At 42.1% G+C, this 14014-nt stretch carries 8 protein-coding genes and 4 tRNA genes; 5 read left to right on the top strand and 7 right to left on the bottom strand.

The window, feature by feature from the left end; all coding sequences use genetic code 11:
- Positions 1–11 precede the first annotated feature (11 nt).
- Positions 12–2024: a DNA helicase Rep gene (gene rep, locus BCU57_RS17020; RefSeq protein WP_102439733.1), complete on the top strand. Its 2013-nt coding sequence runs from the start codon at positions 12–14 to the stop codon at positions 2022–2024.
- Here the strand turns inward: rep and BCU57_RS17015 are convergent.
- Entirely contained in the window at positions 2014–4686 is a 2673-nt protein-coding gene (locus BCU57_RS17015; RefSeq protein WP_102439732.1) for a diguanylate cyclase domain-containing protein, read from the bottom strand. The genes rep and BCU57_RS17015 overlap by 11 nt on opposite strands.
- Before the next feature lie 207 nt (positions 4687–4893).
- On the opposite strand from BCU57_RS17015, the gene BCU57_RS17010 reads away from it, so the two are divergent.
- The 4 genes from BCU57_RS17010 (at position 4894) to BCU57_RS16995 (ending at position 5445) form a co-directional block, all read left to right on the top strand.
- Positions 4894–4970: transfer RNA gene (locus tag BCU57_RS17010), tRNA-Arg, on the top strand.
- A gap of 40 nt (positions 4971–5010) precedes the next feature.
- Positions 5011–5086, top strand: a tRNA-His gene (locus BCU57_RS17005).
- A 43-nt stretch (positions 5087–5129) separates the two neighbouring features.
- A tRNA-Pro gene (locus tag BCU57_RS17000) sits at positions 5130–5206 on the top strand.
- A 162-nt stretch (positions 5207–5368) separates the two neighbouring features.
- Positions 5369–5445 (top strand) — tRNA-Pro (locus BCU57_RS16995).
- 217 nt (positions 5446–5662) lie between these two features.
- Here the strand turns inward: BCU57_RS16995 and BCU57_RS16990 are convergent.
- The 6 genes from BCU57_RS16990 to BCU57_RS16965 all read right to left on the bottom strand — a co-directional run bounded on the left by BCU57_RS16990 (position 5663) and on the right by BCU57_RS16965 (position 13928).
- The gene (locus BCU57_RS16990) at positions 5663–7585 is read right to left on the bottom strand and encodes an EAL domain-containing protein (protein ID WP_102439731.1); all 1923 of its coding nucleotides are present in this window, start codon (positions 7583–7585) and stop codon (positions 5663–5665) included.
- A 5-nt stretch (positions 7586–7590) separates the two neighbouring features.
- Positions 7591–8229 (bottom strand): transglutaminase-like cysteine peptidase, encoded by a 639-nt coding sequence (locus BCU57_RS16985; protein WP_102439730.1) that lies wholly within the window; start codon positions 8227–8229, stop codon positions 7591–7593.
- A 99-nt stretch (positions 8230–8328) separates the two neighbouring features.
- A complete protein-coding gene (locus tag BCU57_RS16980) occupies positions 8329–8925 on the bottom strand; it encodes an OmpA family protein (protein ID WP_102439735.1) in 597 nt (198 codons plus the stop codon).
- Positions 8925–10346: a TolC family outer membrane protein gene (locus BCU57_RS16975; protein WP_102439729.1), complete on the bottom strand. Its 1422-nt coding sequence runs from the start codon at positions 10344–10346 to the stop codon at positions 8925–8927. Before BCU57_RS16975 ends, BCU57_RS16980 begins: the two co-directional genes overlap by 1 nt.
- A 25-nt stretch (positions 10347–10371) precedes the next feature.
- The gene (locus BCU57_RS16970; protein ID WP_102439728.1) at positions 10372–11754 is read right to left on the bottom strand and encodes an HlyD family type I secretion periplasmic adaptor subunit; all 1383 of its coding nucleotides are present in this window, start codon (positions 11752–11754) and stop codon (positions 10372–10374) included.
- Positions 11754–13928: a type I secretion system permease/ATPase gene (locus tag BCU57_RS16965; RefSeq protein WP_102439727.1), complete on the bottom strand. Its 2175-nt coding sequence runs from the start codon at positions 13926–13928 to the stop codon at positions 11754–11756. The genes BCU57_RS16970 and BCU57_RS16965 overlap by 1 nt, the downstream gene beginning before the upstream one ends.
- Positions 13929–14014 lie beyond the last annotated feature (86 nt).

Here is a 14014-nt window from a genome sequence, read left to right as displayed (position 1 = left end):
ATCTAGTTAGCATGAAGTTAAATCCTGGGCAAAATGATGCCGTTCACTATGTTTCTGGACCTTGCTTGGTTTTAGCGGGGGCGGGTAGTGGTAAAACTCGGGTAATTATTAACAAAATTGCATACTTAGTTGAAAAGTGTGGCTACAAGGCGCGCAATATTGCTGCCGTGACCTTTACCAATAAAGCCGCCCGTGAGATGAAAGAGCGTGTCTCGCAGTCAATGGGGCGTAAAGAAGCTCGCGGTTTGTGGATTTCAACCTTCCATACCTTAGGCTTAGAAATTCTTAAACGTGAATATAAAGTGGTGGGCTTAAAAGCTGGCTTCTCACTGTTTGATGACCAAGACACCTTTGCATTATTAAAAGAGCTCACAGAAGATGAGCTTGAAGAAGATAAAGACCTCATCAAAGCGCTTGCTAGCGCCATTTCAAACTGGAAAGGTGATTTAGTCGTACCTGATCAAGCGCTCAAACGTGGCGGTGACGAACAAACTCAATTATTTGCCAAGCTTTATCAGCGCTATGCCCAGCAAATGAAAGCCTACAATGCGCTGGATTTTGACGATCTGATTTTATTGCCGACGTTATTGTTGCGTCATAATGAAGAAGTAAGAACCCGCTGGCAGACCCGTATTCAATACTTGCTGGTGGATGAGTATCAAGATACTAATACTAGCCAATATGAGCTGGTGAAGCTGTTAGTTGGCGAGCGTGCGCGATTTACCGTGGTAGGTGATGACGATCAATCGATTTATTCATGGCGTGGTGCTAAACCGCAAAATTTGGTGTTACTAGGGAAAGATTTTCCGCAACTGCGCTTGATTAAGCTAGAGCAAAATTATCGCTCTAGCCAACGTATTTTACGTGCGGCCAATATCTTAATTGCTAATAACCCCCATGTGTATGAAAAAACCTTATTCAGTGAGCTAGCCTATGGTGAGCCGCTTAGGGTGCTATTTGCTGCCAATGAAGAGCAAGAAGCAGAGCGGGTGGTAGCGGAGATTATTCGTCACAAATTCGTTGGCCGTACTCAGTTTGGTGATTATGCCATCTTGTATCGGGGTAACCATCAATCGCGGTTATTAGAACGTGCATTAATGACTAACCGCATTCCTTATAAGCTTTCAGGTGGCACTTCGTTTTTTGCACGCGCAGAAATTAAAGACATTATGGCTTACCTGCGCTTGGTGGTGAATCCAGATGATGATAATGCCTTCCTAAGGGTTGTTAACCTTCCTAAACGTGGTATTGGCCCTGCAACACTGGAGCGTTTAGGCAGTTATGCCAATGAAAAGCACATCTCGTTATTTGAAGCGATTTTTCAAGCTGAGCTAAACCATCATCTGTCGCCAGCGGCAATGGGGTCGTTATATCAGTTTGGTAAATTCATAGTCGATACCGGCGAAGTGGCTAGCCGCGGTGAACCGGTAGACGCCATTAAGCAGCTTATTCGTAAAATTAACTACGAAGATTATTTGTATGAAACCAGCACCAGCGCTAAAGCAGCTGAAATGCGGATGAAGAATATTTCAGAGCTGTATAAATGGGTGACTCAAATGCTTGAAGGTGATGATTTGGACGAACCAATGACCTTACCTGAAGTCGTTACCCGTTTGACCTTGCGTGACATGATGGAACGTAACCAAGAGGATGAAGGCGGCGATCAAGTACAGCTGATGACCCTACATGCATCGAAAGGCCTCGAATACCCTTATGTGTTTATGGTGGGCACCGAAGAGCGCATCTTGCCGCATCAGTCGAGTATTGATGAAGACAATGTCGATGAAGAGCGCCGACTCGCTTATGTGGGGATCACCCGAGCACAGAAAGAATTATGGTTTACTATGTGTCGTGAACGGCGCCAGTTTGGTGAAACCATGCGCTGTGAGCCAAGCCGTTTTTTGATGGAACTGCCTCAAGATGACTTGATTTGGGAAAACCGTAAACCAAAGCAAACTGAGCAAGAAAGGCTGCAAACCGGTAAAAGCAATATCGCTAACTTGCGAGATATGTTTAAGAAGTAAGCTTAGCTAACTGACACTCCGCTCCTTGTTGGGTGTCAGCTATTTTCTCTAACTGCGTTTTTATACAGATGTCGTTAGCAGAGAATAAGCGCCCTTGACCTTGGTAGTACCCCAGCTGTCGTAACGCTGTGAGTTGTTCGTCAGTATTAACTCCATCAGCAAACATTTCAAACCCTAAGGTCGATGCAATGAGGCAATATGCTTTAGCCAATTGCAATTGTTTGCTATTCAGTAAATGTTGGCTTGCATCAGCATCCAGTTTAAGGGCTTTTATTGGCAAAAAGCTGAGGCTGCTTAACGAGCTATAACCTGTGCCATAACCATTAATGCCGATATTAACCTCAAGCTCAGTTAAAGTATCAAAGGCCGTGATATGGTTTTTTCGGTCTTTAACGAAGGCTTTTTCATGGAAAAACACCCATAAATGGCTTGGACTGATTTGGCTATTTTTGATGGTGTTTTTTAAGCTTCGTAAGTCGTATTTCAACTTAATATGCTTGCTTGATAGTGACATGTGAATTTGTGGCGCGTGGCCCAGGGTGTCAGTTAACGCCTTATAGCCACTATCGATATATTTAAATATATAGTCATCAAAAATGGTGATAGTTTGGGTTTTACTCGCCAATGACTGCAGTTGTTGGTGACTGATACTACCATGTGTAGCGTGTTGCCAAGAGGCTATGGGCTCATAAGCCAAAATGCTCAGACCATCAAAATCGACCACGGGGATTAAATTAACATTTATATGGTGATTTTCTAATGCCTGCTGGAAGTCCTGCTCTAATTCCACTCTTTGATTAAAGTGTTGCTCAATGTGCTGATCAAACACCACATAACAACCTTTACCTTTGGCTTTTGCCTGATACATAGCAGTGTCAGCATGACGTAAAATAGACTCGCTGTCATAGGAGGTGTTCTTTGCGCTATAAGCCACGCCAATACTAGCGCCGGAGATTACCTGTTGGCTGGTTAATGTAAACGGCTGAGCGATGGCTTTAAGTATGCGTTCACTGACATCTTCAGCATCTTGTTTACGATGAATTGAGTCTAGCAGTATCACAAATTCATCACCGCCTAAACGTGCAAGGGTATCGTTATCACGGATACACGCTTTTAATCTTTTTGAGGTTTCAATTAAAAATCGATCCCCTTCTAAATGACCTAAAGTATCGTTAATTTGTTTAAAGCCATCTAAGTCGATAAACAATAATGCACATTGTTCATTTTTATTACGCCTAAGATGTTTAATGGTTTGGGATAAGCGCTCCATAAAGAAGCTACGATTGGGTAAGCCGGTTAAATTATCATGTTTGGCATCAAAGACTAATTGGGCTTCGATCTTTTTACGCTGCATAATTTGTCGCTGCAAATTGTCATTCATTTCAGCGATAGCATGGGTGCGCTTTTGGACTTTGTCTTCTAATAATTCATGACTTCTTTTTAGCTGCTCTGCGGCTAATTTCTTTTCTATGGCATTGGCAATGTGTTGTGACACAAAGGTCAGTAACTCAAGATCTTTAACCGCAAAAGAGTCGTTATCGCTTAAGCTGTATATCGTTAACCCACCGGTGACTTCACCGTGGATGAATAATGGAATACCAATCCATTGCACCATTGCGTGAGTGTGGTTTAAGTCTGGATTATGGCCGTAGATGTCACCGGCTTTAATTAATGCTTGAATATCTTGCTGGCGCAGCAGTAGCGGCTTTTTATGCTTAAGAATATATTCTGTTAGCCCATCTTGCATTGGACGAGGCTTAGGCGGCTCTGAAGCCATCTTAGAGACATAAAAGGGGAAAGAAAGCGTATTGCTTGCTTTATTAACTAAAGAGATAAAACAATTTTCTGCAGGAATAAGTTGGCTGATGATTTTGTGGATCTGTGGATAGAATACAGATTGGCTAACATCAGAGGTCGACAGATCTGCAATTTGAAACAGTGCTGATTGCAACTTTTCAGCTTTTACGCGCTCTTGTACCTCTTGTTTTACTTTTTCGTAGGCATCACTGAGCTCTTTAGTTCGCTGCACAATGGCAATTTCGAGCTCTTCATTATGACGCAAACGTTCCATTACCCCAGAGATATGGTGGCAAATAAAGCCCATTAATTCTAATTCTAATTCACCATATATGATGTCATCACTGTAGCTTTGAACAACTAATACGCCAGTGACCTTATCATTATGCTTAATTGGTACCCCTAACCATTGCAGGCAGGCTGAACCTAAGTCATCTATTTCGCCTGCTTTTACCAGTGACTCAAAACCTTGATCATCACACAATAATGGCTCGCCAGTTCTCAGTACGTAGCCAGTAATCCCCCGTTTGAGCAGCGCTGATATTTCTTCATCGGGATAAAGCTCACTTGGATGGGGATCTTTTTCATCGGCAAAAAAAGGCAAGCTAATAATACTGCTGTCGGTATCGAGTTCAGCAATAAAGAAGTTATCAGCGTGGATAAGTTTTTGCAGGTGAGAGTGAACGCCATGATAAAAAGCATCAAGGGAGATGGCGTTAGTGGCAATGTTGGAAATTTCCAGTAATGCATTTTGGATTACTTCAGCACGTTTGTATTTGCTTAGCAAACGCCTTAGTCGTGACACTCTTCTTTTGAGGTGCTCAACATTATCTGAACTAAATATGGGGAAGGTTCCCTTTTCCATAGCACGCCCTTAATTCCTTTAAGACTTTTTACTGACGTTTCAGTATATGAAACTTAACCAATAATGTGAACCAACATGAGTTTATAATTAAAAATGCTCAAAAATATCCCAATTCAGTCAAAACATGAGCAAACAGAAAAAAAATTAAAAACAAAGGTAGACGTGAAGCTGATTTATCCCTATTATGTGCGTCGCTAACCAAGGCGAGCGCCCATAGCTCAGCTGGATAGAGCGTACCCCTCCGGAGGGTAAGGCCGAAGGTTCGAATCCTTCTGGGCGCACCATTCGGTACAGTAGCTTGTTAGCAAAATTGAAAGATCAGTGGTGATTGTAGCTCAGTTGGTAGAGCCCCGGATTGTGATTCCGGTTGTCGTGGGTTCGAGCCCCATCAGTCACCCCATTCAATTTAACTTCTTTTAGAAGTGTCGTAATTGCAACATCTTCGGTGATTAGCGCAGCCCGGTAGCGCATCTCGTTTGGGACGAGAGGGTCAGAGGTTCGAATCCTCTATCACCGACCAAATTTTAGTATTCCAATTAGTGATTTATTTTGATCCTATCAGATTGGCCTACCGTATAAAAAGTTACATTCAGTGAATAGCGTTGTTGATAACGCGTCACTCACTCTTTTAGAGTGAAGCAAAGGGTTGACCTTATAAGACTTAGAATATCAGTAAAAATTTCGGTGATTAGCGCAGCCCGGTAGCGCATCTCGTTTGGGACGAGAGGGTCAGAGGTTCGAATCCTCTATCACCGACCACATTTAACAAAAAAGCCACTCAATGAGTGGCTTTTTTGTATTTCAAATAAACACCTTGTGCAGCATCATCCCTTTTAGCTACTCCCTTGTTACCTCAATGGTTGGTACGTTTAGTTAGTATCGCTGGGTTTGTTATACATTAATGCAGGTTACAGATAATAAAAAACCACATTTGCATGTGGTTTTTTGGGTATGAATTACCTTATTGGTGGATAAATTAAATGTTGATGGAAACCGGTGGTGAAATAAAGCCTTGGTAAGCATCAAGTCGCATGGAGGCAAAACGTTCTAACTGTGTTTGCTGCTGTATTCCGGTGACTATGACTTGAATATCTAAGCCTTTGGCCACATTCGATAAGGCTCTACATAGCTCAATATTGTGTTGGTCATCTTCCATATAGGCAAAGGATTGATCCAGTTTGACATAACTTGGGCGCAGGCTTTGTAAATAGGCCATTGAACCAAATTGACGGCCGAAATGATCAATACCAAATGTTGCCCCGTTATCACGAATAATATGGCATAACTTTTCACAGTTTTCTAAATCACTATAAACACTGGCTTCAGGTATATCAAAACAGATCCTTTCAGGGAAATTGCAATGACGTAAAAACTGCTGCAACCAAGTGTGAAAATGAATATCACTAATACTTTGAAAGGTGAGGTTAATAGCGAGTGGCTCATAATTTCGCTCTAAAAGTCGGTTTTCTACCACAGTTTCAATTAAACATTGATCCAGCAAGGTGCCTAATGACAATAACTCAACATAAGGCATAAATTGACCTGCGTGTTGCAATTTGTCGTCGACGGTAAGTTGGCAGTAAACTTCCCGCTGGCATACCTCTTTTTTGCGATTGAGCAAAATAGGCTGCCATCTGAACTGGAATTTTTTATTTCGAATCGCATCGGTGAGATTAGTGCGCCATTGCTCACGGCTAAATAATTGTTGTTCGTCGGTTTCAAACCAATGAAACACTTTATTGTCTTTTAGTGACTGCTGCAGTGCATTGTCAGCTTGGGCTAAAATATCACTGACGGTCATTTGACCAATGCGCTCTGCAACACCAATCGCAAAGCCTTCGTTGGGCTTACAACCTGCTTTTGATATTTCCTTATTAAGGGTTCTGAGTAAGGTTTGTAAGTATTTAGTTAGCTGTTCATGTTCAACATCGGCGATCAAAAAAGCAAATTCATAGGCGGCAATACGGCCAATAACAGAAGGTGCTACCTCATCTAAATGGTGCTGCAGCTTTTGTGACAGCAATTTAATGGTTTCATCACGTACTTGATAACCATATTTACTGTGCACTGTTTCTAACCAGTCAAATTTGGCTAAGAATATTGCTCCACTGCTAGGCTCTGCTAACCAGCCATTAATTCGACTGACCATATATTGTCGATTTGGCAGCCCTGAAACCTGGTCGACGAGGTTTTTCTTACGTAGGGCTGAGACTTCTTCATCCAGTGAGTTAAATACCTGTTTAAGTTGTGCCGACATGCTATTAAATGCACTTACTAACTCTTGCAGCTCTTTAGTTTTAGGCATTGGCATATCAGGTCCAAACTGCTGATTAGCCACTTTTTTTGCATGAATTGAAAGGTCGTGTAACGGTTTTAAAATAAAGCCTAAGCCAAAGCGAGCGCAGACGATAGCCAATAAAAATAGAATGGAAAAAATGATAATGGTATTAGAAATAATCCGCCACAGTTCATGGTAGCCAAACCCAGGGTGAGCGGTAATTTCTATTTTAGCTAATTGCAGCCAGCCTGAGGTTAAGACAGTCTCTTTGGTGATGCTTTTAAATAGCTCAAGGTCAATAAACCACTGCGGTACACCGTCGATTCTGATGGCGTTATTCCACACTTGTTGCTTACCATCAACCAGCCAAGTGAGTTTAATTTGCTGGTAATAACCGCCTTCAAATATCACATTGACTAGGGTTTCTGCGCCAACATCATCACCATTTTCAAGGGCAGGGACGAGCATAATACCAAGGGAATGACTGGCATTATTTAAATCTGATTCCATCTGCTTACTCAAGAAACTTTGGGTCTCAGTAAACTGCACGTAACCTAAGCTGATCACCACCAGTAAAAATAAACCAAAAAGTAACGCATAGATTTGACGAAAGAGGGTCATCTTGGTCACTGCTCCATTTTTTGTTTGGGTTGACGCAAGCGGTCGATACCCAATCTAAGTTTTAAATCATTCCATTTTTCAAGACGTGACGAGGAGCCAGCAAGCACACCTCGGCCTTTTTCTTTGTTGAGCCATAACTGTTTACCATTAAAACTATAAACAGGTATTAAATCATTTCTCATTGACGCGGGTTTTATTATCGGGTCTAGATTGTCTAAAACCAGTGGTACCGCGCCTGGTGTTTCATAGTAAGCTAGTACCATGTGGTACTGGTTTACTGTTTTGGCTTTTACCATGGTAATTCTGAGTTTATCTTCAGGTATACCAACTTGGAGTAAGGTAAAGTATTTAGCGATAGAAAAATCTTCGCAATCACCAGCATTGACCCCAATAAACTCCATCGGAGAAGCCCAATAATTAGACTCGCCCCATAAGGCTTTATCGTCAACAAACTTAAATAAGTTAAAGAAACGGTTAACCTTTTCTAGCCTGGCAAGCTCATCAAGTTGCGGTGCTTCATTGATGATTTTGAACCAAGCTGTGGCGCGTTTTCCAGCTCTTTCACCGTAATGCTCAGTTAAAGCATTAATGGTTTTTTTTGCATCAATTTGCGCTGGTGGCGCGGCAAAAAGCCCCGATACCATCAAAGCAGATGCTAGCAGTGAATAATGACAACATTGTTTTATACGTTCTAACCTCGAACGGCCATTATCAGGCAACTGTTAGCACCTCAATGACAATTTTTACTGATCAACAGTATAAATGTGCCACTTCATATCTGTTTTTGAATCATCGCCAGTCACTTCAGCAATAACCCGGCGGTTAGCCTCATTAGCCTCGGCTGAGTCAGATTCATCAATAGGTCTATCGTAGCTATAGCCAATGGCATTGAGCCTTGACGGATTAATAGCAAAAGTGTCAGCTAATATTTGGGTAACGTTTTGTGCTCTGGCTTGAGATAAGTGTAGATTATGCTCATAGCTACCGGTTTTACTGCAATGGCCTTCAATGGTGACATTGGTGCTAGGGTACAGCTTCATTAATTGCGCAATTTGTTCAATTTGCTGATAAAAGCGTGGGTTAATGTCTGCTGAGTCATTTTCAAACAGAATGTGTAACTCCTGGCGCTCATTAATTTTGCTTACGGTGGCGCAGCCATAATTGTCGATATCAGCACCAATGACCGTTTCTAAGCAGCGCTCACGGGCCATAATCACACCGTCATTATCATTATCATTAAGATCAAACTCTTGTTGCGTGGCCGTATCCATAGTGACAATGTCTCGCATCGAACAGCCAGTCGCTAAGCTTATTACAAGTAGCAAAAACAAATATTTCATCATCTTACTCCACCTTCATAATCACGTTCACCTTGCCAAATATCTGGACGTGTGACCCGCAACGAGTCAAGCAATCTACCCGTTGCATTTAGCAGCCGATATTTTGCCGCCGTTTCGTCAAACTCAGTTTGCAGGTAATCTTTACGGGCTTGAAACAGCTCATTTTCAGTATCGAGTAAATCCAGCAAGCTACGTTGGCCTAAATTAAACTGTTGAGAATAAGCTACTTGGGTATCTTTAGAGGCAATCACATGGTCGCGAATATAGCGTTTTTGCGGTGCTAGCATCTCATAAGCATTCCAAGATAAATGCACCCCTTCAATAACTTGGCGATGTGCCCGTTGACGAATTTCTTTGGCCTCATTGATTTTGTAAGCAGCTTCCTTTTCCCGTGCGAGATCTTTACCACCTGAGAAAAGGTTGTATTTAACTCGTACCATGCCGACTAAATCGTTATTATGGCCGCCGACATTAGGGTTGAGAGCACTGCCAGTGCCGTAACCATCTTCACCATCTACATCATTATTCCAATTACCATTTAATTCTAATGAGAACTTTGGATAGTAATTTGACTGCGCTGATTTTCGTTCTTTATCTGCGGCGTTAATATCGCTATTGGCAGATTTAAGGATCGGATGATTTTCTTGGGCCATCAGCACGCTTTCAGCGATATTATCAGGCATCAAATCCATATCTGGCACTGGTGCAACTAAGTTATCAGGTTCTTTTTCGACAATACGAATATACTGTGCTTTCGCATCTAATAGGTTATTTTTAGCTGCCATAACATTAGCGTTAGCACGAGCTAATCGACCTGATATTTGCGATAAATCAGCAATGGAGCCTAAGCCTGATTCGGTGCGCTGCTTAATTTGGTCGTATATTTCTTCATGACTTCGGAGGTTTTTTTCCGATAACACTAATAGCTGCTCAGCTTTAATGTAATTGGTGTAAACCTTACTTACTTCTAAAGCGATATCTTCAGCAGCGGCAAATAATGCCCACTGTTCAGCACTGGCTTCAAATGAGTAGCGATCAACTTCACTGCTGGTATAGAAGCCGTCAAATAACATCTGTTTGATGCTAAAACCTGCTTCACCACGTTCGAGCTCCATAACGCCATCATCTAAATTATCGTTACCAGGCTGGCTTTTACGTCGGGTTGAGGGGCTGTCCGTTTGCTCCCAACCATAGGCGCCGGTTAAATCAACTGTTGGCATATAACCTGCCACAGCTTGATTAACTTGCTCCTCACGGGCTTTAAAGCGATTAAAGGCAATACGCAACTCTGGATTAGTATCCAAAGTATGGGCGACAGCTTGTTCTAACGATTGCGCGTTTAGAGTAGGTACTGCAAAAAATGCAGACATTGCCAATGCCAAAATACTCAACTTACGACACTGGGTTATATTCAATTTCATGTAAAAAACCCTCCAGGTTTTTTGTTTAATTCTCTCGAAGTGCAGTTTCTTTAGCCCTTAAAATAGGGTTTAAAATATACTCAAGGATTGTTCTTTGTCCGGTTATTACGTCTACTGAGGTAAGCATTCCCGGAATAATTGGCATCTGTGTGCCATCTTTTTTTATCAAATTTGATTCTTTGGTTCGTACTCGGATGGTATAAAAGCTGTTGCCTTCTTCATCTAAACTGGTATCGGCACTAATGTGCTCTACGGTGCCTTTGAGGCCGCCGTAGCGGGTAAAGTCATAAGCGGTCACTTTGACGATTGCGGGTAATCCTGGGTGTAAAAATGCAATATCTTGTGGGGTTATCTTAGTCTCAATCAGTAGCTGATCTTCTGATGGCACAATTTCAATAATCTCTTCACCTGGTTGTACCACACCCCCTAAGGTATTCATGTGTAAGGTTTTAATGGTGCCGTTAACGGGTGAGGTAATAATGGCTTTGCTGATCTTATCGAACGCGCCTATTTGCGCTTGGTTCATCCTAGATAGCTTAGTTTGCATTTCATTTAATTGGGCGCGTAAATCAGCAGCGTAAACAAATACCGCCTCACGGCGTTTAAGGATAGCTTCATCCATAGTGGCTTTTAATTTAGGCCGCAGTAGACGTAAGGTTTTAAGCTCGCCTTGAATGTCATTAACAGTACGTTCAAGTTTTAATAGCTCAACTTCTGGAACGATACCTTTTTGTGCTAGGGGTTTAGTGAGTTCTAATTCCCGTGAAATCAGCTGATAGCTTTTGGTTAGGGTGATAATTTTAGAGCTTAACTCTTCAGTTTCTTGTTGGCGCTGCTGAATTTGGCGCACCAAAATTTCTAACTGATTGCTGAGATTATCTAAACGGCCGCTGTATTCAGCTTGTTGGTTTTTAACTAAGTTAGGCTCATCATTGATAATCTCATCAGGAAAAACTAATGGCTGCTTCGTGATTTTAACTTGCTCGCGCCAGTTTGAAGACATGTCAGAAATAACAATACTATCTAGCTCGGTTCGCAGGCGGATCACATTAGTTTGTAAGCTATAAACCTCTTGTTCTTGTTGAGCGAAATCTGAGCGGAAGCGAATGTCATCAATTTTGACTAATGGCTGACCTTTGGTGACTATCATGCCTTCTTGGACATAGATTTCTTGTAGTACGCCACCATCCAAACTATCAATGAGTTGCACTTGGGAAGAGGGGATAACTTTGCCCATTCCTGAAGTTACCTGATCTAATTCAGAAAAATAGGCCCAAATAAAGAAGCAGATAAACATGGCCGCAATTGACCAAATGATTAGGTGATGACCACGTGGTGACTCGGTCATCATGGCACCATAAACATCATCGACCATGTCTAAATCATGGTTAGAGAGCTTGTTAGTCATTAACTGCGCCCTCCTGCAAGTAAGCCATTATTGAGTTTTTCAAGCACGCGATCTTTGGGGCCATCGGCAACAATATGGCCCTTATCAAGTACGATAATGCGATCAACTAAACGTAATAAGTGCATCTTATGGGTGATCAGTAATAAAGTGCGGTCTTTACTGACATGCTCCATTGAGCGAATAAACTGTTTTTCAGCGCGAGCATCTAAACTGGCTGTTGGTTCATCCATTAATAAGATGGGCGGATCATTTAAGGTTGCTCTTGCTAATGCAACGGTTTGACGTTGCCCTCGGCTTAATGACAAGCCGCCTTCACCTACTTGCTGATCTAAACCTTCAGACTCAAGGTTAGTAAACATACTGACCCCAGAAAGCTGCACTGCACGAATAAGTTGATGCTCTGTCACCTGACGGGTGCCAAAAAGAATATTATCTTTAATAGAACCATGAAAAAGGGTCACATCTTGGGGCAAATAGCCGAAATTTTTACGTAAATCACTGGGGTGAATTTGACCCGCATCTAAGCCATCGTAACGCAGGCTGCCTTGAGTGGGTTTATACAAGCCAACTAACAGTTTTGCTAAGGTACTTTTGCCTGAGCCATTACGGCCGATAATAGCAATACGCTCACCGGGTTTTATGTGGACGGAAAGCGGATGTAGCACAGGTCTTTCGGCTTCAGGAAAGCTGAAAGCGATGTTGTCAGCATCAATTTTACCTTGTAAGCGCTGTTTGCTAACCAAATGGCCTTTGTTTTCAAACTCTTCTTCTTGGTTCATTACCTCGTCAAGTTGGCGTAGCGAGCTTGCTGTTTGGTTGCCTCGAGTAATTAGCCCTGCAAGTTGCGCCATCGGTGAGATTGCGCGGCTTGAAAGCATCACCGCTGCGATAATGCCGCCCATTGAGATAGCATTATCAGCCACCCGATACACCCCAAGGATCACCACGCAGACGACGGTAAGCTGCACAATAAAGTTAGCCACATTACTGACGGCATTAGTGAGTTTTTTAGATTTAAGCTGCCAGTTAGCGGTGTGGCCTATCATCTGCTGCCAACTTTTTTGTACTAGGCCTTCTGCGCCATTAGCTTTAATGGACTCTAATGCCGTTAAGCTTTCAATCAAATGGCCGTGCTTGAGGCTTGAAAAGCGGTTACTTTCTTCAATTGCGGCCTTAAGTTTTGGTTGGATGTAGAACGTAAAGCCGATAATGATAACCCCCCCAAGAACTGGGATAACCGCTAGGTCGCCGGCAACAATATAAATAATGGTGACAAACAGTATGGCGAACGGAAGGTCCACTAAGGTGGTGATGGTTGCAGAGGTTAAAATTTCTCGAATACTGTCAAATTCACTTAATTGCCTTGCCATGCCGCCCACGCTAGGGGAGCGTTTTGATAGTGGAATCCCAATTGCTTTGGCAAATAATTTTGAAGAAACAATGATATCGACTTTTTTACCTGCAACATCAATTAAGTAGCTGCGTAACTGACGTAAAATAAGATCAAATAAATAGGCAATCCCTGCGCCAATGGCGAGTACCCATAATGACTCAAAGGCTAAATTCGGTACCACTTTATCGTATACATTCATGATGAATAATGGTGATACCAATGCGAATAAGTTAACTAGCACAGATGCAATCAGGGCATCTCGATAGATGGGTGCTGAGTCTTTAATGCTTTGTAGTAACCAGTGAGTACTATTATCGTGAATGTGAACATCAAAGCTGTTATCGCCACGAAACTCTTGTTTAACTAAAAATAGATAACCCACATAAAGGGTTTCTAGTTCTTCAATGGTGAGAACTTCTTCTCCACCGGTTTCGGGTAATTGAATGGTTGCTTTGTCAGCATCGATATCAAGGCTATGTAATATGCAGGCTTTTTTATCTTTAAGCAGTAAAATACAAGGCAGTAAAATAGCTGATATTTGATTAAGATCTTTACGGGTTAATTTAGCTGACAAACCACCACGCGAGGCAGCTTGCGGTAGTAAATCTGGAGTGATGTTAGCGCCAGTTAATGGTAAGCCTGCCGCAAGTGAGTCACTTGAGCATGGCGAACCAAAATGTTCAGTCATTAAGACTAAGCAATCAAGTAATGGATCAACAGTGGTCCGTTGGGACGCTGAAATAGTCCACTGTTCTTGATTGTTTGATGCAGTTGCTGGCACCTAATGCTTATCCTTTAGAATTATTGTTATAAAAGTAACTACCTTGTTAGCGCCGTTATGATACAACGTGACGCCAACAAAGTGTT

It is taken from the genome of Shewanella sp. 10N.286.48.B5 (assembly GCF_002874355.2).
GTDB lineage: Bacteria > Pseudomonadota > Gammaproteobacteria > Enterobacterales > Shewanellaceae > Shewanella.
Note: the sequence above shows the minus strand (reverse complement) of the source record. Positions and strands in the feature narration are given on the sequence as shown.